The sequence below is a fragment of the Enterobacter sp. 22466 genome (assembly GCF_052044775.1).
GTDB lineage: Bacteria > Pseudomonadota > Gammaproteobacteria > Enterobacterales > Enterobacteriaceae > Enterobacter > Enterobacter dissolvens.
The window spans coordinates 41722-61790 of sequence record NZ_JBQENX010000010.1 but is presented as its reverse complement, the minus strand read 5'-3'; the positions used below and the strand labels follow the sequence as shown (position 1 = coordinate 61790).

17 protein-coding genes and 1 pseudogene are annotated in these 20069 nt (G+C 56.4%); 9 read left to right on the top strand and 9 right to left on the bottom strand.

Annotated elements, in window-relative coordinates:
- Window positions 1-210: 210 nt before the first annotated feature.
- On the bottom strand, window positions 211-1062 hold the full coding sequence (locus ACTJJI_RS21645) for a Vmh family MBL fold metallo-hydrolase (protein ID WP_096927958.1): 852 nt from the start codon (window positions 1060-1062) through the stop codon (window positions 211-213).
- Between the two features lie 111 nt (window positions 1063-1173).
- Between ACTJJI_RS21645 and ACTJJI_RS21640 the strand changes: the two genes are divergently transcribed.
- A complete protein-coding gene (locus ACTJJI_RS21640) occupies window positions 1174-2070 on the top strand; it encodes a LysR family transcriptional regulator (protein WP_014832007.1) in 897 nt (298 codons plus the stop codon).
- Here ACTJJI_RS21640 and ACTJJI_RS21635 read toward each other — a convergent pair whose 3' ends face one another.
- A complete protein-coding gene (locus tag ACTJJI_RS21635) occupies window positions 2071-3027 on the bottom strand; it encodes a hypothetical protein (RefSeq protein ID WP_014832006.1) in 957 nt (318 codons plus the stop codon).
- Between the two features lie 115 nt (window positions 3028-3142).
- On the opposite strand from ACTJJI_RS21635, the gene ACTJJI_RS21630 reads away from it, so the two are divergent.
- On the top strand, window positions 3143-3571 hold the full coding sequence (locus ACTJJI_RS21630) for an OsmC family protein (RefSeq protein WP_014832005.1): 429 nt from the start codon (window positions 3143-3145) through the stop codon (window positions 3569-3571).
- A gap of 328 nt (window positions 3572-3899) precedes the next feature.
- Window positions 3900-4634 (top strand): lytic polysaccharide monooxygenase auxiliary activity family 9 protein, encoded by a 735-nt coding sequence (locus ACTJJI_RS21625; protein WP_072057284.1) that lies wholly within the window; start codon window positions 3900-3902, stop codon window positions 4632-4634.
- Window positions 4635-4655: 21 nt separating this feature from the next.
- Here ACTJJI_RS21625 and ACTJJI_RS21620 read toward each other — a convergent pair whose 3' ends face one another.
- The 7 genes and pseudogenes from ACTJJI_RS21620 to ACTJJI_RS21590 all read right to left on the bottom strand — a co-directional run bounded on the left by ACTJJI_RS21620 (window position 4656) and on the right by ACTJJI_RS21590 (window position 11488).
- Window positions 4656-5585: an ABC transporter ATP-binding protein gene (locus ACTJJI_RS21620; protein ID WP_194516162.1), complete on the bottom strand. Its 930-nt coding sequence runs from the start codon at window positions 5583-5585 to the stop codon at window positions 4656-4658.
- Window positions 5578-6564 carry an ABC transporter ATP-binding protein gene (locus tag ACTJJI_RS21615; protein WP_194516161.1) on the bottom strand — a complete coding sequence of 329 codons (987 nt, stop codon included), beginning with the start codon at window positions 6562-6564 and terminating at the stop codon, window positions 5578-5580. Before ACTJJI_RS21615 ends, ACTJJI_RS21620 begins: the two co-directional genes overlap by 8 nt.
- Complete coding sequence (gene ddpC / locus ACTJJI_RS21610; protein WP_050860651.1) at window positions 6561-7457, bottom strand: D,D-dipeptide ABC transporter permease; 897 nt, start codon at window positions 7455-7457, stop codon at window positions 6561-6563. The genes ACTJJI_RS21615 and ddpC overlap by 4 nt, the downstream gene beginning before the upstream one ends.
- Window positions 7454-8476, bottom strand: a complete 1023-nt coding sequence (locus ACTJJI_RS21605) for an ABC transporter permease (protein WP_013096543.1) — start codon at window positions 8474-8476, stop codon at window positions 7454-7456. The genes ddpC and ACTJJI_RS21605 overlap by 4 nt, the downstream gene beginning before the upstream one ends.
- Before the next feature lie 22 nt (window positions 8477-8498).
- Window positions 8499-10030, bottom strand: a pseudogene (locus tag ACTJJI_RS21600) (ABC transporter substrate-binding protein).
- A gap of 15 nt (window positions 10031-10045) precedes the next feature.
- Window positions 10046-10621 (bottom strand): D-alanyl-D-alanine dipeptidase, encoded by a 576-nt coding sequence (ddpX, locus tag ACTJJI_RS21595; protein WP_014831998.1) that lies wholly within the window; start codon window positions 10619-10621, stop codon window positions 10046-10048.
- A gap of 12 nt (window positions 10622-10633) precedes the next feature.
- A complete protein-coding gene (locus ACTJJI_RS21590) occupies window positions 10634-11488 on the bottom strand; it encodes a MurR/RpiR family transcriptional regulator (RefSeq protein ID WP_014831997.1) in 855 nt (284 codons plus the stop codon).
- A gap of 267 nt (window positions 11489-11755) precedes the next feature.
- On the opposite strand from ACTJJI_RS21590, the gene ACTJJI_RS21585 reads away from it, so the two are divergent.
- The 6 genes from ACTJJI_RS21585 (at window position 11756) to ACTJJI_RS21560 (ending at window position 20059) form a co-directional block, all read left to right on the top strand.
- Window positions 11756-13240: an alpha/beta hydrolase gene (locus ACTJJI_RS21585; RefSeq protein WP_262787968.1), complete on the top strand. Its 1485-nt coding sequence runs from the start codon at window positions 11756-11758 to the stop codon at window positions 13238-13240.
- A 91-nt stretch (window positions 13241-13331) separates the two neighbouring features.
- Window positions 13332-14543: a diguanylate phosphodiesterase gene (locus ACTJJI_RS21580; RefSeq protein WP_248059931.1), complete on the top strand. Its 1212-nt coding sequence runs from the start codon at window positions 13332-13334 to the stop codon at window positions 14541-14543.
- 88 nt (window positions 14544-14631) lie between these two features.
- Window positions 14632-15525 (top strand): aminoimidazole riboside kinase, encoded by an 894-nt coding sequence (locus ACTJJI_RS21575; RefSeq protein ID WP_440655528.1) that lies wholly within the window; start codon window positions 14632-14634, stop codon window positions 15523-15525.
- Window positions 15526-15697: 172 nt separating this feature from the next.
- Window positions 15698-17215, top strand: a complete 1518-nt coding sequence (locus ACTJJI_RS21570) for a carbohydrate porin (RefSeq protein WP_046889641.1) — start codon at window positions 15698-15700, stop codon at window positions 17213-17215.
- A 67-nt stretch (window positions 17216-17282) separates the two neighbouring features.
- Complete coding sequence (locus tag ACTJJI_RS21565) at window positions 17283-18653, top strand: sucrose-specific PTS transporter subunit IIBC (RefSeq protein WP_014831990.1); 1371 nt, start codon at window positions 17283-17285, stop codon at window positions 18651-18653.
- The gene (locus ACTJJI_RS21560) at window positions 18653-20059 is read left to right on the top strand and encodes a sucrose-6-phosphate hydrolase (protein ID WP_440655527.1); all 1407 of its coding nucleotides are present in this window, start codon (window positions 18653-18655) and stop codon (window positions 20057-20059) included. Before ACTJJI_RS21565 ends, ACTJJI_RS21560 begins: the two co-directional genes overlap by 1 nt.
- The last annotated feature ends 10 nt before the right edge of the window (window positions 20060-20069 follow it).

The following is a 20069-nucleotide window of genomic DNA, read 5'->3' as shown; positions in this document are numbered from 1 at the left end:
TTTAATGGTACGGCTCGCAAAAAATTTAATTCACAAACAGAATGGCAAATATTTTGGCCGCTGTGTCTAAGATTCATCTTAGAAATAAAAATGACATAAGTGCATGCTTTTATGCGCTTTTAGAATGGGGGGATATATTGAGGGTTTACCGCGAGGTTATTTTGCAGGTGCTCCTGCTATCACCGAAATATAGCAGGAGCAGATTTTACATTACCACTTCATTTCGCCGGTATTCACTTTGGCGCTTAATTCCAGTGAGCTCTCTTCAGCCAGACCCGGATACTGTTTTTTCATGGCGCTGATCACGCCTGTCGATGTTTTATGTTCTGACAACGCCTGTTCGAAGCGCTGGAGATAATCACGGGTAAAGTCGATAGCACCGTTCCCTGCCGGCGGTGTTCCCAGATAGTGACCCGGGATCACGCGTTCAGGCTTATGTGCCGCCATGCTTTCCAGCGTCTGTTGCCACTGCTTGCGGCTGGCTGGTGTCTGGGTGTCTGCCGTCCAGACGTGAATACCCCAGGCGACGCCGGTTCCACCGAGGATGGTTTTCGCCGACGGGATCCAGACATAGGCGGCGTAGCTTTCTGGCTGCTCGATATCAATCTTCTCGCCGTCCACCATAAAGGTCGTGGATGCCAGTACCTGCGGGACAACAAGCTCGGTTGGTGCCCCGTCTTTCATCTGCGGGCCCCAGAAGGCAAGCTTGGCGTCTTTGGTGGCCTTGATATGATCAACCACCTGCTGTGTGGCCACCACTTTGGCATTCGGGAAGGCTTTCACCAGCGGTTGCAGACCAAAATAGAAATCCGGATCGCCAGAGGTAATGACGATTTTGTTCAGGGTTTTCCCGCTTTTGCGAATTTTGTCGACCAGCGCTTCGCCATCTTTGACGCTGAACTGGGCGTCAAACAGCACGGCCTCTTTTGGACCAGAGACCAGCGTGGAGGAGACCGCAAACATCCCTTTGTCCTGCGGGTTATAGGTATCAATGGTTAATGGCGCAGCAAACACCGTGGGTGTGATAAGCGTGGAAAGCAGTGCAAGGTGAGTGAATTTCATTCTGATGTCTCTGTTGTTCAGGAAAGTCATTATTGTACGGATATTCGCATTTGCCAGAATTCCTGAAACAAGACATGCTTTGTTTCATAAATCGAGCAAATGGGGTGTTATATGGATCGCGTTATTGCCGCTCAGGTCTATAACCGGATATGCGAGCTGGGAAGCCTGAGTGCAGCGGCCCGGGCGTTGGGGATCTCCCGTCCGATGGTGAGCCGCTATCTTGAGCAAATGGAGAAGTGGGCCGGTACGCGGCTGGTAAACCGCTCGACGCGCAAGCTGACGCTGACGGCGGCCGGAGAGAAAGTGCTGCAAAAAACGCGAACGCTGTCCCAGCTGTCGCAGGAAATTGAAGGCCAGTCGGAGAAAGATCTCCCTTCTGGCACGCTACGGGTGGCCTGCGCCCATTTTACCGCCATGCATCTGATTGCCCCGGTGCTGCCCGGTTTGCTTTCGCGCTACCCGCAGTTGCGCATTGAGCTGGATGTGAACAACCACCCGGTGAGTCTGGTCGGGGAACGCATTGATGTGGCGATCCGCATTACGGATAACCCCGAGCCCGGGATGATTGCCCGCAGGCTCGGGGATTGCCGTTCCGTGCTGTGCGCGTCGCCGCAGTATCTTGCCACTCACGGCACGCCAGGACAGGTGGAGGAGTTAGCGCAGCACAACTGCCTGCATTACAGCTTTTTCGCGGGTCAGTCGTGGCACTTCCTGACGCCGGAAGGGGAAAACGTCAGCGTCGCCGTGAGCGGCAACCTCAGCGCCAGCATCTCGTCATTGTTGATGGAGGCAGCGGTGAAGCATTGCGGCATTGCCATGTTGCCAGAGCAGGAAGCACATGCCGCCATTGAGCAGGGGATGCTGGTCCCGGTGCTGAGTGGGCTGACGCCCAGAACGTTAGCCATTCATGGCATCTATCAGTCCCGGGAATATCAGCCGGCAGCACTGCGTGTGTTTCTTGACCACATTGCGCGTCATCTGTCGAACGAGGCGCAGCAGGGCGGATAGTTATTTTGCCTTCAGCCACGGGGAGGCCGTGCTCCAGAAGATGATATCCGCGCCGAGATAACGCTCCGCAAACTGAACAAACTCATCTTTGGTGAACGGTTTTCCTGTCTCCGGGTTACGATAAGTCAGGGTCGGTTCCTGAACGGCCATGGCAACGAGCGAGAGCTTGTCTTTGTACTGATTGAAGAACGGGTAGGCATTCTTCATATGCGCCTTGCGGTTGGGAACAATATCCGGACCGCCAAGCCCAATGTTATTGGCACTGGCGAACGCAAACAGACGTCCCATGTAATCGTGGTCATTATTCCACTCGCACGGCCAGAAATTCACATACTGTACGACATAGGAGTGCCTGAATGCTTTTCGCGCATAGGCCAGGTTTTCCATTTCGCCGGCAAAATAGGTATCACATGAAAACCCCTTTGGTGGTTTTTTCTCGTCAGGATCAATCGCCGTTTCGGGCAGGTTCACGCCATACACCCGGCCGTCAAACTGTTTAGCAATAGCAGCCAATAGTGCCTGATATCGCTGGCGCACAGCGGGATCCCACTGCTGAGCCACCCAGCCCGACCCGACCGGTTTGCCTTCACCCGGGTTATCAAACTGCGGTGCAATGCCGCCGCCGTATTGCTTATCCTTCATCAGATAGTCAGGAACATAGCGGGCGTCTTTGTCGAAAAAGCGATCCTGAATTTGAATAAAAAGTTTTTTATCGGCGGCCTTAAGGCGCGCCAGATCCTGTTCTATCTGCGAGAAGTCATAGCTGTCTTTCGCTGGCTCCAGCGCTCGCCAGTTGTATACGATCTGCACGCCGCCGATGTCGCTTCGCGCGATAAGAGGGAATGCCGCATCGAGATCGCCAGAACTGGTATAGATAAAGTTTTCCGGGGTTTTTGCCAGCAGAGACAGCGACATAGCAAGGGTTGTTACCGCGACGGCGATCCTGATTTTTCTCATAGGTTTATCCTTTTTAGTCGTACAGCAGGTGCAGGTTACGGAATTGTCTGTGTTCCAGGGTATGCCAGAGGCATAGTCTATACTTAACCCTTTGTAAGCCAAAAGGAGAGCAAGAATGACGATTCATAAGCACGGTTCGGCACACTGGTCTGGTGACATCAAGAAGGGAAAAGGGACGGTTTCAACGGAAAGTGGCGTCCTGAATCAACAACCTTACGGCTTTAACACCCGCTTCGAAGGCGCTAAAGGCACTAACCCGGAAGAGTTGATTGGCGCAGCACACGCCGCCTGTTTCTCAATGGCGCTGTCGCTGATGATTGGTGAAGCGGGCTACACAGCCGATTCCATCGATACCACGGCGGATGTCTCGCTGGATAAAACCGATGGCGGCTTCGCAATCAGCAAAATTGCGCTAAACAGCAAGGTCACCGTACCGGGTATCGACCCGCAGAAATTCGATGGCATCATCCAGAAAGCGAAAGCGGGATGCCCGGTGTCGCAGGTACTGAAAGCTGAAATCACGCTGGACTATAAACTTAACTGAGCATGAGCCGGGCGAAGGCCCGGCTGTTCCTTTAATACCCATAAGTCATTAACCGTATTTCATTAGCATAGGGCATTTCGGTATAACTCATCTATTTAAAATTGTCTCGTTGCGTGATTATCATTTTATTATATTTATTAATTTCGACAGAAATATTCCCTCCTGCAATGTTAGTCTCTATATAATATATTGTGCATTCACCTGCCAATAATGGCTGAATGAAATGTCGAACACGTGCCCAGACATTTTATTGCGCTTGTATTTTAATTCCATCGTCTATGCTGACATTGCTGTTGTTAATAGATTAATGAACTCCAAGGTGAATGTTATGAAATATTCAGCTCTGACTCTTGGCTGTATTATGATGTTTTCTGGTTTTAGTTCACTCTCCATGGCTGAAGAGGCAAAAAAGGTTGATGCAGTACCCGCACCCAGACACGGCACGTCAGAAATGCCGCCTTCCCGACAGTATTATTGTTACAGTCAACAAGATTACGGCGGGGGTAGCGGGGGGATAAAAAATGCTGCATGCAAGGCGGCATACGAGGCCGCAGGCAGTGAAAACTGGGAGAGGGAGCGATTATTTAATAACTGGAATGCGTACTCTCAAAATGCCCCTAAAGATCAATGGCAAACAAAGGTGCCTGACGAACAATTATGCTCAGCGGGCATAGAAAATTATAAAAGTATTAATCTACCCAGCGCGGATTGGTACACAACGGAACTGGAAGTGAAAGAGGGTCGCGTCGCGCTGGATTATAAAGCCAGCCAGATGCACGACCCCAGTGAATTTACAGTCTATTTAAGCAAGCCCGATTTTGACCCCGCCACCAGTAAGCTGAAATGGTCGGATTTGCAGGAATCCCCTGAGGTGAAATTTGTGGGTATTCCAGATGGTACGAAAGCCGTCCCCGGACATTACAAACTCGATGTCAAATTACCGGAAGGTTATACCACCGGTAAGAAAGCCATTATTTATATTGCCTGGGCACGTCATGAAGATCCCGCGCGCGAGACCTTCTTCAGTTGCAGTGACGTGATCCTGAAAAATACCGCCGGCTAAAATTGCCGCACTGGCAGGAAATTAATCCACATTACGCCAGCAGCGCACGCTACGACCCTCGTGTGAAGGCTGTAGCGGCTGCGGGCGTTCACACCCCTGTGTGGCCTGAGGACAACGGTCGCGGAAATAGCACCCCTCGGGCAGATGGCGGTTACCCGGGAGATCCGTTTTACGCAGCGCCAGGTTTTCATCCAGCGGCTCACCGGTTCTGGGAACGGAATCGAGCAGCAGCCGGGTATACGGATGACGCGGCGTAACCAGCACCTGTGCGGCCGTGCCCAGTTCGACAATCTGCCCCAGATACATCACCGCCACGCGATCGCTCATGTGCCTGACAACCGAGACGTTATGGGATATCAGCACATACGTCAGGTTGCGTTCCTGCTGCAGCTTCACCAGTAAATTGAGGATCTGCGCCTGTACGGAAATATCCAGCGCGCTGGTGGGTTCATCCAGCACGATGATGTCCGGGTTAGAGGAAAGGGCGCGGGCGATAGCAATGCGCTGACGCTGGCCGCCGGAAAAGGCATGCGGCAGACGGTCGAGATATTCCGGACGGATACCCACCTGCTGTGCCAGGTTTTCAGCAAGCTGGCGTCGTTCCCGTTCGCTGCTGCGTTTTTGCACCCACACCGGCTCGGTGATGATGCGCCAGACCGGCAGACGCGGGTCAAGCGACGAGAGCGGATCCTGAAACACCATCTGCATACCGCCCGTGTGGTTTGTCCGTTCGCACAGGCCGGCACTGGGTTTGAGCATCCCCATTAAAAGCTGCGCCAGCGTGCTTTTACCACAGCCGGATTCGCCAACAATCCCCAGCGTTTCGCCGCGATGGATCTGAAGATCCAGCCCGTTAAGCGCGTGCACCTGTTCCGTGACCCGCCCCAGCCAGTTTTTGCGTGCGGGAAAGTTAACGTGCACGCGATCCAGTTCCAGCAGTACGTCAGACATGGGTTTTCTCCTGTTGCGGATACCAGCAGGCCGCCCGTTGGCCTTCGGCCCCCTGAGGCAGTAAGCGCGGTGTTTCAGTGCATTTTACGCCCGCAGCAAAACAGCGCTCCCGAAAAGCACACCCGCGCGGAAGCAGGCTAAGATTGGGCACCGTACCGGGGATGGCAGGCAGCATCTCGCGTGGTTCGCCGTTTTCAGGCGCACACTGCAGCAGGCCGATGGAATAGGGATGAACGGGATGGTGGATCAGGGTTTGCGTGGTGCCGCTTTCAATCACGCTCCCGGCGTACATGACATACATCCGGTCGCAGAGTTGTGAAACCACCGCCATGTCGTGGCTGATAAACAGTACCGAGGTTCCGCTGGCCCGCGCTTTATGCTTCAGCAACCTTAACACCTGTAGCTGAACGGTGACATCCAGTGCGGTGGTCGGCTCATCGGCAATAATCAGTTCAGGCTCGCAGGAGAAGGCCAGCGCAATCATCACCCGCTGGCGCATGCCGCCGGACAGCTCGAACGGATAACGTTCCATGACCTCCGCCGCATCCGGGATCTGCATCTCTTCCAGCAGGGTGATCGCTTTTTTCCCGGCATCACGCCGTGAAAGGGGCTGATGCTGGCGGATCACCTCCACCATCTGTTTGCCAATCCGTCGCGTCGGGTTCAGCGCTGTCATCGGCTCCTGAAAAATCATCGCCACTCTGGCTCCGCGCCACTGGCGGAGCTGTTTCTCCGATGCATTCAGGACATCTTCACCCAACAGTTTTACCTGTCCGCGATGGACCCGGTAACTGCCCTCCGGCAGCAGACGCATGGCCAGCATCGCCGTTACCGACTTCCCGGAGCCGGATTCGCCCACCACGCCAACGATCTCGCCGCGTTTGATCTCCAGCGATACATGGTTCAGGGCGTGAACTTCACCGCGAAATATCGGGAAGCTCAGGTATAAATCTTCAATGGTTAATACTGCTTCCCTCATGCCTGTTTTCCTCCCGATTTCGGATCCAGCAGGTCGCGAATGCCGTCACCAAACAGATTAAACCCGACGGCGGTGATCAGAATGGCCGCGCCGGGAAAGGCGCAGTACCACCACTGGTCGAGCACATAGTTGCGGCCCACGGCCACCATCGCTCCCCATTCGGCGGTGGGCTGCTGCGCCCCAAGGCCGATAAAGCCCAGCGTGGCGGCCATCAGGATGGCGCTGCCGATATCCAGCGAGGCCTGCACGATCAGCGGCGGCAGGGCGTTACGCAGGATATGCCAGCTGATCAAATGCCAGCGCGATGCGCCAAACGTGCGGGCGGCCTGCACATAGGTAAACTGGCGCACCACCAGGGTTTGCCCGCGCGCCAGGCGCACGTAAAACGGGATACGCACAATCGCAATCGCCAGCATGGCGTTAAACAGACTCGGCCCCAGCGCCGCCGCCAGTGCCATGGTCAGTACCAGGGAGGGAATGGAGAGCATAATGTCCATCACCCGCATAATGATGGCATCGCCGCGCCCGCCCAGCACGCCGGACAAACAGCCCAGCAGCGAGCCGATACTCCCGGCAATCACCACCACCGCCAGCCCGGCGGTAATGGATTGCTGGCTACCGACCAGCACGCGGCTGAACAGATCGCGTCCGACTTCATCGGTACCAAACCAGTGCTGCGCAGACGGGGCCTGCAGCCGGGCGGTGAGATCCAGCGCGTTCGGATCATGAGGGACGATCCACGGTGAGGTTACCATCAGCAACAGCATCAGGAGCATAATCACCCCGCCGATCAGCGTGAGCGGGCTTTGGCGCAGCATCCAGAACAGCTTTGCCCAGTCGATGCCCGGTTTCGTTGTGTTTACGGGGACGGGCGTTTCCTCAGTCAACATCATTCGGCACCTCCGCGCCCGATACGGGGGTCAATCCACAGATAGAGCAGATCAACCACCAGATTGACGACCACATAGGCCAGCGAAACCACCACGGCAAAGCCCATGACGGCAGGGAAATCCAGCGCCTGGATGGAGGTCACCACCCAGGCGCCCATGCCAGGCCAGGCGAAGACGGTTTCCGTCAGTACCGCGCCATAAAGCAGATCGCCCAGCGCCAGCCCGAGCACGGTAATGGACGGGATCATCGCATTCGGCAGGGCATACCGCAGGACGATATACCAGCCTGGCAAGCCGCTGGCACGGGCGGTGCGGATGTAATCTTCGCTGAGCTGCTCCAGCATGGCAGACCGTACCTGACGTGCCACGATACCAAGGTGCACAAACGCCAGCGTCAGTGACGGTAAAATCAGGTGTTGCAGGGCGTTGAAAAAGACCTCGCCGTTACCCTCCAGCAGGGCATCCAGCAGATAAAAGCCCGTCACGTGGGCAGGGGGATCGAGCCAGTCATCCAGCCTGCCGCCGCCAGGCAGAAGTTGCAGATGGCCGTAGAACAACACGATGACGCCCAGACCGAGCCAGAAGGCTGGGGTGGAGATCCCGGTCATCGCCATCAGCCGCACCAGATGATCCAGCCAGCGGTTACGGTAGACCGCCGATAAAATACCCAGCGGTACGCCGATCACCAGCGCCAGCAGCAGGGAACAGAACGCCAGCTCCAGCGTGGCAGGGAAGAAGGCTTTTAAATCTTCCGCCACCGGCCGCCCGGTTCGGATAGAGGTCCCTAAGTCGCCGTGCGCCAGGGCGTCCACATAGCGGCCAAACTGGATATAGAGCGGCTGATCCAGTCCCAGTTGCTGGCGAATGTTCTGCACAATCTCGTCGCTGGCACGGTCACCGGCCAGCAGGCGGGCCGGATCGCCGGGGATCAGGTGTGAAATAATAAAGGTGATGATACAGACACCGGCCACCACCAGGATTAACCCCCAGCAGCGCTGGCGCACAATGCTCCAGAACGTCATACACTTTCCCCCGGCGAAACCGTTACTTGCTCATGGTGGCGATGTTGAACACCTGCTCGAGCATTGGATTAAAGGTGAAACCTTTGACCTCTTTGTTCATTGCCAGCTGGTAGTTCTTCTGGAACAGATAAACGTAGGCCGCTTCGTCAATCACAATCTTCTGCGCCTGCTGGTAATCGCGGGTGCGCTCCGCCTGGTCCGTGGTTTTCAGCGCCGCCTGCAGCAGGGAATCGACCTCTTTGTTCTCATAGAACGCGCGGTTGCCCGGCAGACCTTTTTTGTCCGACTCAAACCAGTAGTTCATGAACATGTACGGGTCGGCAAAGTCCGGGCTCCAGTTGCCAATGGCAATGTCATAATCGCCCTTGCCAACGCGGTCGCGCATGGTAGCGTTAGCCAGTTTTCCAGCTTGACGTTAATGCCGAGCTTGCCCAGGCTGGCCTGAGTGGAGAGGGCGATAGGCTCCCAGTTCGGGTCGTTGTCCGAGTAGAGGAACGTCAGGCTGGCCGGTTTATCTTTGACTTTCTCCAGCGCCGCTTTCGCTTTGGCCTCGTCAAAGCTGTACTGCATGGCGGTGGCGTCGAAGCCCCACATGCCATCCGGGATCGGGCCGCGCATCTGCTTGCCGTTACCGCTGAGAATGCCTTTTACCATCCCCTGATAATCGGTCGCCCAGGAGATGGCCCGGCGCAAATCCACCTGATTCAGCGGCGCTTTGCTGTTGTTGAGATAGAGATAGGTCACGCGCAGGGACGGATACTCGGCTACAGCGACGTTGCCCTCCTGCTTGAGCGCCGAAAGCTGATCGACAGGCAGGGAGTCGGCAATATCCAGATCGCCACGGGAAAGCTGCAGGCGACGCGACGCGCTCTCACCGATAATTTTCACCGAGACGCGCTTAAAGTGGGGCTTATCACCCGCCCAGTGCGGGTTAGGCACCAGCACCAGCTGCTGACCTTTTTGCCAGCTCTTCAGCATAAATGGCCCGGAACCGGCGGTGTTCTGCGCCAGATAAGCCCGCGCATCATCGGCGGCGTTGGCCTTCAGTACGGCCGGGTTAATAATCGATGCACCGTCATTCGCCAGGGTATAGAGGAAGGGAGCAAACGGCTGGCTGAGGGTGAATTTCACCGTGTGGTCATCAACGGCGTCAATTTTGAGATCTTTCGGGAACGCTTCAGACGGCCCCTGGCTGAGCTTCAGCAGGCGCTCAAACGACAGTTTTACCGCTTCGGCGGTGACGGGCGTGCCGTCAGAGAATTTAGCGTTGTCCGTCAGGGTGAAGGTCCACTCTTTCTGATCCTCAGATGCCTTCCAGCCCGTGGACAGATCGCCTTCGACCTCCGTGGTGCCAGGCTTGTACTTCACCAGGCGCTGATAGGACGGATAGGTGACGGTCCAGTCGTTGTTATCGATGGTGATTGCCGGATCGAGGGTTTGCGGATCGGCGGCTTTACCTATCACCAGCATGTCTTTCGGAACGGCGGCCTGCGCAGCAGGCATGCTCAGAGCCAGTGTGGCGGCGATAAGCGTCTTGAGAAGCGTTGTTTTCATGGCAGTGCTCCAGGTTTAAAGAGAGGTGTGCGTCAACGGAAAACAGGCGAAACGATCGTCAAGAAGGGGATAACTGGCGGCGTTTGGCAGCTCGAAGTGCCACCATTCGCTGCCGATCCCCACAAAGCCGCCGCCAAACATGATGGCGTTAAGCAGCAGGCGGTTGCGCTGGGCGTGCGGCGGCACGGAGGGGTGATACGGATGAGAACGGTCATCCATCTCATCAAACCCGGCGCCCATATCCAGCACGTTGTTATGTTCATCCATCAGGGTGACGTCGATGGCCGTACCGCGGCTGTGATTGGAGCCAATGGCCACATCCACCACATATTCCGGGTTCGGGCACGCATCCCACAGCTGCGCCTGGGCCTGCTGCGGGCGATAGGCGTCGTAGACCACCAGTTTCAGTCCGGCGAGCGTGGCGATGCCAATCGATTTCGCCAGCGCGGTGGCGGCATCGGTATGCAGCAAACACAGCGCCTCCTGATAGATGGGACGGCCAGTCAGGTTATCGGCGGTGGCGTATTTCAGATCGATATGCAACTCAGGAAACATTCTGGCGACATCAATCAATTCACTCTCTTCGGGCATAGCTCCGCTCCTTTAGCGTTCGAATTGTCCAAACTCTTGTTGTAATTCACGGTTTATCGTCAGACGGTCTGCAAGCGCATCACCCAGCGCCTGGACCACGCCCGACAGCAGCAGGTTGAAAAGACAGCTCACAGGGGCCAGCGAATCCCAGAAGTGGCCGGTATCGGTTTTAACCTGCAATAAATCAATGGGATAATCCCGCGCCCACGGACACCAGATATCGGTGATCAGGGCCATCGGAATACCTTTCTCACTTGCGACACGACAGTACTGCCGGGCAATGGCGGAATAGGCGCGGGTATCGGTCAGCACCACATAAGGGTGGTCAAAACCGGAGTTGAGCGATTCAACCCAACTGCCGGATAACCCCTCGGAGTAGCTCACGCGCGGGCGCAGGTATTCCAGGTGGCTGAAGAAGGCGTTGGCAATCCCGCGTGTTGACTGGATCCCCAACACAAACACCGCGTCAGCATGGGTGAGCTGATGGACGATCTGCCTGAAGGCATCGGTCTGTGCCAGCTGATAAACATGGGTAATGGCATCCACCTCCAGCGAAAGGGAGTGCTGGAGGCGATCCGAGAGCGGACTTTGCTGTTGCCAGGAGTCCAGACGTTCGTTCATTCCCCATGGCTGATACGGATCGCGCAGGCTTTTTTTCGCATCGTCCAGGTTGCGATACCCCAGCTTGCGCAGGAAGCGCCCGACGGTGATCCCACTGGTGCCGGTAGTCAGCGCCACGCTCTCTGCCGTCTCAAACGGTATCAGCGCGGCGTGCGCCAGCATCCAGCTTGCCACACGCTTTTCGCTGGGCGTCAGCTGGCTGAAGGTGGCTTCGATACGGCTCAGCATTTCGGGTTTGGTGGTCATTACCGCCTCGCTGTTAACCGGCTGTCAATGGCCGGAATTCTGTTACCTGGTTAACAATGCATGACGCGTGCCATGTTCACATGACGGCCAAAAGCCGCTGTGCTGTAAATTTCATGCAATATTTGATTAACCAATGATCAACATTTGTGCAGCGTAGTTCACTTTTGGTGCATTGTCGGATTCGACAGAGATGAATTTGGTGAATACCTCAGCCCCTTCACATTTTTGATAAGATACAAACACAGTGACTAAGAGAAGGAACCCGGCATGGCGAATCTGCCCTGGCGTGTCAGCGTGCGCCTGATGGCTCTCGCAAAGAAAGTGGCGATGGTCATAGGGATTATCGTGGTTGTGCTGCTGGCAGTGAGGGTGTATCTCTCGCAGCAAGGGCCGGCGTTGCATCTCTGGCATACCTGGCGTGCGGATGAAATGAGCGTAAGTGAACTGGATAAGGCGAACTTTGCTGACTATCTCGACCGGGAAAAGGCCATCTTCGCCGACATGGATAACGCGGTCACGGCAAAAACGGAGGGTGAGGAGCGTACCGCGTTAAATCGCTACTACCGCCAGAGCCTGGTGTGGCCCGGAAAATTTGCCCCGGATGCGAATCGCTCGTTTGTGCTGATGCCCACCGGGAAACCGCGTGGTGCGGTGGTGTTACTGCATGGGTTAACCGATTCGCCCTACAGCGTTCGCCATCTTGCCGTTGATTATCAGCAGCGTGGTTTTGTGGCCGTGGTGCCGCGTTTGCCTGGACACGGAACGGCACCAGGTGCGCTGACCAACGTTGACTGGGAAATGTGGCTGGCGGCGACGCGTCTTGCGGTGCGCGAAGCCATCCGTCTGGCGGGGGATAACGTTCCTTTGCATCTGGTGGGCTATTCCAACGGCGGGGCGCTGGCGATGAAATACACCCTGGACGCGCTGGAATCGCCTTCGCTGCGAAAACCTCAGCAACTGGTGTTGTTGTCACCGATGATCGGCGTCACGGCGTTTGCCCGCTTTGCCGGATTCGCTGGCTTACCGGCGCTGTTACCGGCGTTTGCGAAAGCGGCGTGGCTGAACATCGCGCCGGAGTATAACCCGTATAAATACAACTCTTTCCCGGTCAACGCGGCGCGTCAGTCGTGGCTGTTGACGAAGGCGCTGCAGGAGCAGATTGGCCGCGATGCACAAAACCACACGCTGGATCGATTGCCGCCGGTACTGGCCTTTCAGTCGGTGATGGATTCAACCGTCAGTACCCGTGCGGTTGTCACGGGGTTATTTGACCAGCTCCCGGCCAACGGCAGTGAACTGGTGGTGTTTGATATCAACCAGGCGGCGAGTTTCCGCCCGTTATTCCGTCCATCGTCGTGGACGGCCCTCTCTGAGCTGTTGCCGTCTGCGCAAAGACGTTACAGTGTCACTATTGTCACCAACGCCAGTGCGGAGCGTTTCGCCACGGTTGCGAAGCACATACCCGCAGGCAGTACAAATGAGACCGTGGAGCCGCTGGCCCAGCAGTATCCGCCGGAGGTCTATTCGCTTTCGCATGTCGCCGTGCCTTTCCCGCCGGATGACGATCTGTATGGCCGTCATCCGGCCGTGAAAAACCGCTATGGCATCAGCTTAGGCACCATTGCATTGTGGGGGGAGACATCCGTGCTGAGCGTGGGTAAAGATGCCCTGATGCGGGTGACCTCAAATCCGTTTTACGACTACATGAAGATGCGGATCGACAACCGCATCGGGGCGGAGGAAAAAGGGTGATCCCTTAAGCCGTTAATTTATTAGGTAGCGCTGGTGAAGTATGTTAAACAGTAACTTCCCCGGCGCCTCCCTTATTCTGGAACCCATTCCTGTGCTCACCACGCTGATTTATCGAAGCCAGTTAAATTTATCCTGCCGATCCGCAGAGCTACGCGCGCTGGTCGAACGAGCCAGGATCCGCAACACCAACCAGAACATTACCGGTGTGCTACTCTCGAACGGCAGCGACGTTATGCAAATTCTTGAAGGGTCTGAAGAGAGCGTAGTCAAGCTGTTCCATAAAATTCGCGATGACCAGCGACACAGTGGGGTGGTTGAGCTGATGCGGGACTACGGCCCCCGCAGACGTTTTAACAATGCCGGTATGCTGCTCTTCGACCTGCAGGTTCAGTCGCCAAAAGAGGTACTGCAGTCGGTTCTGGATTACAGCCAACTGGAAAGCTACCTGACATCTGATGATCGGGTGTTTAAATTCATTCAGAGCTTTATTACCGGTAAGCATGCGGGCAATTCGAGGGCGCCAGTGGATGCGGCAAAATGGACGCTTTCACGCGAGAAAGCCCCCTTTGGTGAGGCCGTGGGGCTTATTGCCGACCAAATCTGCCAGTTCGCACTGCAGCCGATTGTCGAACCCTCGGAAGGGAAAATCAGTTCGCTTGAAGCGCTTATTCGCAGTAACGATGGCGGCAGCCCGGAACATTTCTTTAAAACGCTCGATCAGGACAAGATCTACGAAGTTGATCTGCAAACCAAAAAGTATGCCTTTGCACTGGCAGAGAAACTGGGGATTGGCAGCCATAAAATTGCGGTGAATCTGTTACCCATGTCGCTGGTCAATGTGCCGGGGGCAGTGGAGTTTCTGGTGGATCAAATCAGTTTGCACGGGCTACAGCCGGAGCAGGTGGTCATTGAAGTGACGGAAAATGAGATGATTTCCGGTTTCAACAAGTTCAACAGCGCTATTAAACGGCTTCGCGGCGAAGGCATAGGCCTGGCGATTGATGATTTCGGCTCTGGCTATGCGGGGCTTTCTCTGCTTACCCGCTTCCAGCCGGATAAAATCAAGATCGACCGGGAAATTGTCAGCAATATCCATCTCAGCGGTGCGAAACAGGCGATTGTCAGATCGATAGTGAGCTGCTGCACCGACCTGGAAATCACGCTGGTGGCGGAAGGTATCGAGAAGCTGGAGGAGTGGTGCTGGCTGGAGTCCGCCGGTATTCGTCGTTTCCAGGGGTTTCTGTTTGCCCGGCCGCAGGTTAACGGGGTGGGCGATATTCACTGGCCGCACCTGGTACGATAACGCTTTTTCCTCCCTGATTATTTCCCCTTTGGTCAGCCTGTGTTTAAATAGCTAAAACGGTTTAACATAGTTTAGCTACGGGGATGTCATGGATAAAATCTGGGTACTCGGTGATGCGGTGGTGGATTTACTGCCAGAGGGGGAAGGTAAATTGCTGCAGTGCCCCGGCGGTGCACCGGCAAATGTGGCGGTCGGCATCGCCCGACTGGGCGGAAAAAGTGCCTTTATTGGCAGGGTTGGCGACGATCCGTTTGGCCGCTTTATGCACAAAACGCTGGCGGATGAGCAGGTTGATGTGCAGTGGATGCGCCTCGATCCGGCTCACCGCACCTCAACGGTGGTGGTTGATCTGGACGAACAGGGCGAACGCTCGTTTACGTTTATGGTTCGGCCGAGCGCCGATCTGTTTCTCGATTCCACCGATCTGCCGCCTTTCAGGGCCAAAGAGTGGCTGCACGTCTGCTCCATTGCGCTCAGCGCGGAGCCGAGCCGCTCTGCCACTTTTCAGGCGATGGATGCAATTAAAAAAGCCGGTGGTTTTGTCAGCGTCGACCCCAACATTCGCCCCGACCTCTGGCAGAACGAGGAGGATCTCCGGTGCTGCCTCGAACAGGCGTTACAGCGCGCGGATGTGGTCAAACTCTCCGTCGAAGAGCTGATGTTTTTAACCGGTGAAGCGACTGTGGAAGCCGGTCTGGCGACGCTGATGCGCCATTGTCCGGCCCGCCTGGTGCTGGTGACGCGGGGTAAAGAGGGAGTGATGGCCTGGCATGAGGGAAGCATAACCGCTTATCCGGCCACGCCGGTGGAGTGCGTTGACACCACTGGCGCAGGCGATGCGTTCGTCGCCGGATTGCTGTTCGGGCTGGCCTCGTCTGATCAGGATCTGGCGTCTGTTCTCGCCATAGCCCAACGCTGTGGCGCGCTGGCCACCACCGCCAAAGGAGCAATGACCGCGCTGCCGTATCACCACAATCTGTAATTCTTCCTCCCTGGCCGCCCGTCGGCGGCCTGAATTGTCGCCTCGATCACACTTACTAAAACGGTTTAGCAAAAAGTATTGCCGATCCAAAATTCACGGGTTTAGTATCAGCAACCTAAACCGGTTTAGCAATTTAGCATTATCACAACACTATTTTTAGGGATGCGACAAAATGTATAAAAAACGCAGACTTGCCGTGATGATTGGCATGCTCGCCGGTAGTACCTCTGTTTTTGCCCAGACCGATATGACAAGCATTGAATCGCGCCTGGCGGCGCTGGAACAGCGTCTTCAGGATGCGGAAATGCGCGCCCAGAATGCGGAGAAACGCGCAACGGCAGCAGAACAAAAAACGCAGCAGCTGGTTGCCGCGCAGCAGCAGACACAGACCACCACCCAGGAGGTGGCCCAGCGTACCACGGTGCTGGAGAAGAAAGCCGATCAGAGCAGCGGGTTTGAATTTCACGGTTATGCCCGCTCAGGCCTGCTGATGAATGACGCGGCGTCGAGCAGCAAAAGCGGTCCGTATCTGACGCCTGCCGGGGAAACCGGGGGCGCAGTCGGGCGTCTGGGTAACGAAGCGGATACCTACGTTGAGCTGAATGTGGAACACAAACAGACCCTGGAGAGCGGGGCGACCACGCGCTTTAAAGCGATGTTAGCCGACGGGCAGAAGACCTATAACGACTGGTCAGCCGATACCAGCGACCTCAACATTCGTCAGGCCTTCGCCGAGCTGGGCAATCTGCCTGATTTCACCGGCGCGCTGAAAGGGAGTACCTTCTGGGCCGGTAAACGCTTTGACCGCGATAACTTTGATATTCACTGGCTGGATTCTGACGTGGTGTTCCTTGCCGGTACCGGCGGCGGTGTGTATGACGTGAAGTGGAATGATACGCTGCGCAGCAACTTCTCGATTTACGGCCGCAACTTCGGCAGCGAAGAGCAGATCGACAACAACGTGCAGAACTATATCCTCAGCATGAATCACTTTGCCGGGCCATTCCAGTTGATGGTGAGCGGGCTGCGGGCGAAGGATAACGACGAGCGTAAGGACAGCAACGGCGATCTGATTAAAACCGATGCGGCGAACACCGGCGTGCATGCCCTGGTGGGTCTGCACAATGATAGCTTCTACGGCCTGCGCGAGGGTTCCGCGAAAACGGCGTTGCTGTACGGTCACGGTCTGGGGGCGGAAGTTAAAAGCATCGGCTCGGATGGTGCACTGCTGGCAGAAGCCGATACCTGGCGCTTCGCAAGTTACGGTGTCACGCCGCTCGGCGGTGGCTGGCATATCGCACCTGCGGTGCTGGCGCAGAGCAGTAAAGATCGCTACGTCAAAGGTGACAGCTATGAGTGGGTTACGCTCAACACCCGGCTCATCAAAGAGGTTACGCAGAATTTCGCCCTGGCGTTTGAGGGCAGCTATCAGTACATGGATTTGAACCCGGAAGGCTACAAAGATCGCAACGCCGTTAACGGCAGCTTCTACAAGCTGACCTTCGCGCCGACCTTAAAAGCGGGCAAGATCGGCGATTTCTTCAGCCGTCCTGAACTGCGCCTGTTCGCCACCTGGATGGACTGGAGCAGCAAACTGGATAACTACGCCAGCGATGACGCCTTTGGCAGCAGCGGCTTTAACGCTGGCGGGGAATGGAACTTTGGGGTCCAGATGGAAACCTGGTTTTAACCCTTCACGCTCCCGCACGGCGGGAGCGTATCAAACATCATAAAAATGAAGTCAGGCAGAGGTAACTATGGATTTTGATAATATTTCCCGTGCGCTCATTCCGCTGCTCGGTGGCAAAGAGAACATCGCCAGTGCCGCACACTGCGCAACGCGCCTTCGTCTGGTACTGGTTGACGATGCGCTTGCCGATCAGCAGGCCATCGGCAAGGTCGAGGGGGTGAAAGGCTGTTTTCGTAACGCGGGTCAGATGCAGGTGATTTTTGGCACCGGCGTGGTTAACAAAGTTTACGCGGCCTTTATTCAGGCCGCAGGGATCGGTGAATCGAGCAAGTCAGAAGCGGCAGATCTCGCGGCGCGTAAGCTCAATCCGTTCCAGCGTATTGCCCGTCTGCTTTCCAATATTTTTGTGCCGATCATTCCTGCCATTGTGGCGTCCGGTTTGTTGATGGGCCTGCTAGGGATGGTGAAAACCTACGGCTGGGTGAATGCCGATAACGCCATCTACATCATGCTGGATATGTGCAGCTCGGCGGCGTTTATCATTTTACCGATTCTGATTGGCTTCACGGCCGCACGTGAGTTTGGCGGTAACCCTTATTTAGGCGCCACGCTCGGCGGTATTCTGACTCACCCGGCGCTGACCAACGCCTGGGGCGTGGCGTCCGGCTTCCACACCATGAACTTTTTCGGCCTTGAGATTGCCATGATTGGCTATCAGGGAACGGTGTTCCCGGTGCTGCTGGCCGTCTGGTTTATGAGCATTGTTGAGAAAAACCTGCGTCGCGTCATCCCGGATGCGTTAGACCTGATCCTGACGCCGTTCCTGACCGTCATTCTCTCCGGTTTTATCGCGCTGTTGATTATCGGCCCGGCGGGACGCGCGTTAGGCGATGGCATCTCCTTCATTCTGAGCACCCTGATTACCCACGCGGGCTGGCTGGCCGGTTTGCTGTTCGGCGGGCTCTATTCCGTGATTGTTATTACCGGCATTCACCACAGCTTCCACGCGATTGAAGCCGGGCTGTTGGGGAATCCGTCGATCGGCGTTAACTTCCTGCTGCCGATCTGGGCCATGGCGAACGTAGCGCAGGGCGGCGCGTGTCTGGCGGTGTGGTTCAAAACCAAAGACGCAAAAATTAAAGCCATTACTTTACCGTCGGCGTTCTCTGCCATGTTGGGCATCACCGAAGCCGCCATCTTTGGTATCAACCTGCGTTTCGTGAAACCGTTTGTGGCCGCGCTGATCGGCGGTGCGATGGGCGGCGCATGGGTGGTGTCGGTGCATGTCTACATGACGGCGGTAGGGCTGACGGCGCTGCCGGGCATGGCAATCGTGCAGGCCAGTTCGCTGCTCAACTATATTATCGGCATGGTAATTGCCTTTGGCGTGGCGTTCACCGTCTCGCTGCTGCTGAAATATAAAACGGACTCTGAATAATGACATTACCTTCCCGCTGGCCTGCCGTGCTGCAGGCTGTCATGAAAGGGCAACCGCGCGCGCGCGCCGACCGCCACTATCCGCAGTGGCATCCGGCGCCGGTGACGGGGCTGATGAACGATCCGAACGGTTTTATCTGGTTTGCCGGGCGTTACCATCTGTTTTATCAGTGGAACCCGCTGGACTGCGATCACCGGTATAAATGCTGGGGGCACTGGAGTTCGGACGATCTGCTGCACTGGCAGCACGAGCCCATGGCGCTGATGCCAGATGAAGAGTACGACCGCAACGGTTGCTATTCCGGCAGCGCCGTGGACAACAACGGGGTGCTGACGCTGTGCTATACCGGCAACGTGAAATTCGATGACGGCAGCCGCACCGCCTGGCAGTGCCTGGCCGTGGAACAACCGGACGGGACCTTTAAAAAGCTGGGGCCGGTGCTCGCGCTGCCGGAAGGCTATACCGGCCACGTGCGCGATCCGATGGTGTGGCAGCACGACGGGATGTGGTACATGGTGCTCGGCGCGCAGGATGTGCAAAAGCGCGGCAAAGTGCTGCTGTTCAGGTCTGCCGATTTGCACACGTGGGTATTGTGCGGAGAAATCGCCGGTCACGGCGTCAACGGACTGACGGAGGCGGGATACATGTGGGAGTGCCCGGACCTGTTTGCCCTCGACGGGACGCACGTTATGATCTGCTGCCCGCAGGGGCTGGCGCGTGAGCCGCATCGTTACCTGAACACCTATCCGGCAGCCTGGATGAGCGGGGCGTTTGACTATCAGCGCGGCGCATTTGAGCACGGTGCGTTACACGAGCTGGACGCCGGTTTTGAGTTTTACGCCCCGCAAACGACGCTGGCGGAAGATGGCCGACGGATCCTGATGGGCTGGATGGGCGTGCCTGACGGGGAAGAGATGCTGCAGCCCACCCGGGCACAGGGCTGGATCCATCAGATGACCTGCCCGCGAGAGCTGCGCTACCGCGACGGCAAGCTCTGGCAGACCCCGGTGCGTGAGCTGGAAGCGCTGCGCGAAGAGGAGCAGCACTGGCAGGGCAACGCCTGCGATGCGCCGGAGCTTGATGCCTCGCGCCTTGAGTTCGAGCTGAGTGCTGCCTCCGCGAAACTGGATTTTGCCGGTGCGCTGCACCTCACGGTCGATGGCAATGGCCTGCGTCTGGAACGTGCCAGCCTGAAAACGGGTGAGACGTTAACCCGCTACTGGCTGGGCAGTGTTCACCATCTGCGCGTTCTGTGCGACCACTCCAGCGTCGAAATTTTCATCAACCACGGTGAAGGGGTGATGAGCAGCCGCTATTTTCCTGACCAACCGGCCCGGGTGCGATTCGAAGGTGCGTCCGACATCACATTACGCTACTGGTCGCTGCGCGCCTGCATGGTAGAATAGCGGTTTTGGC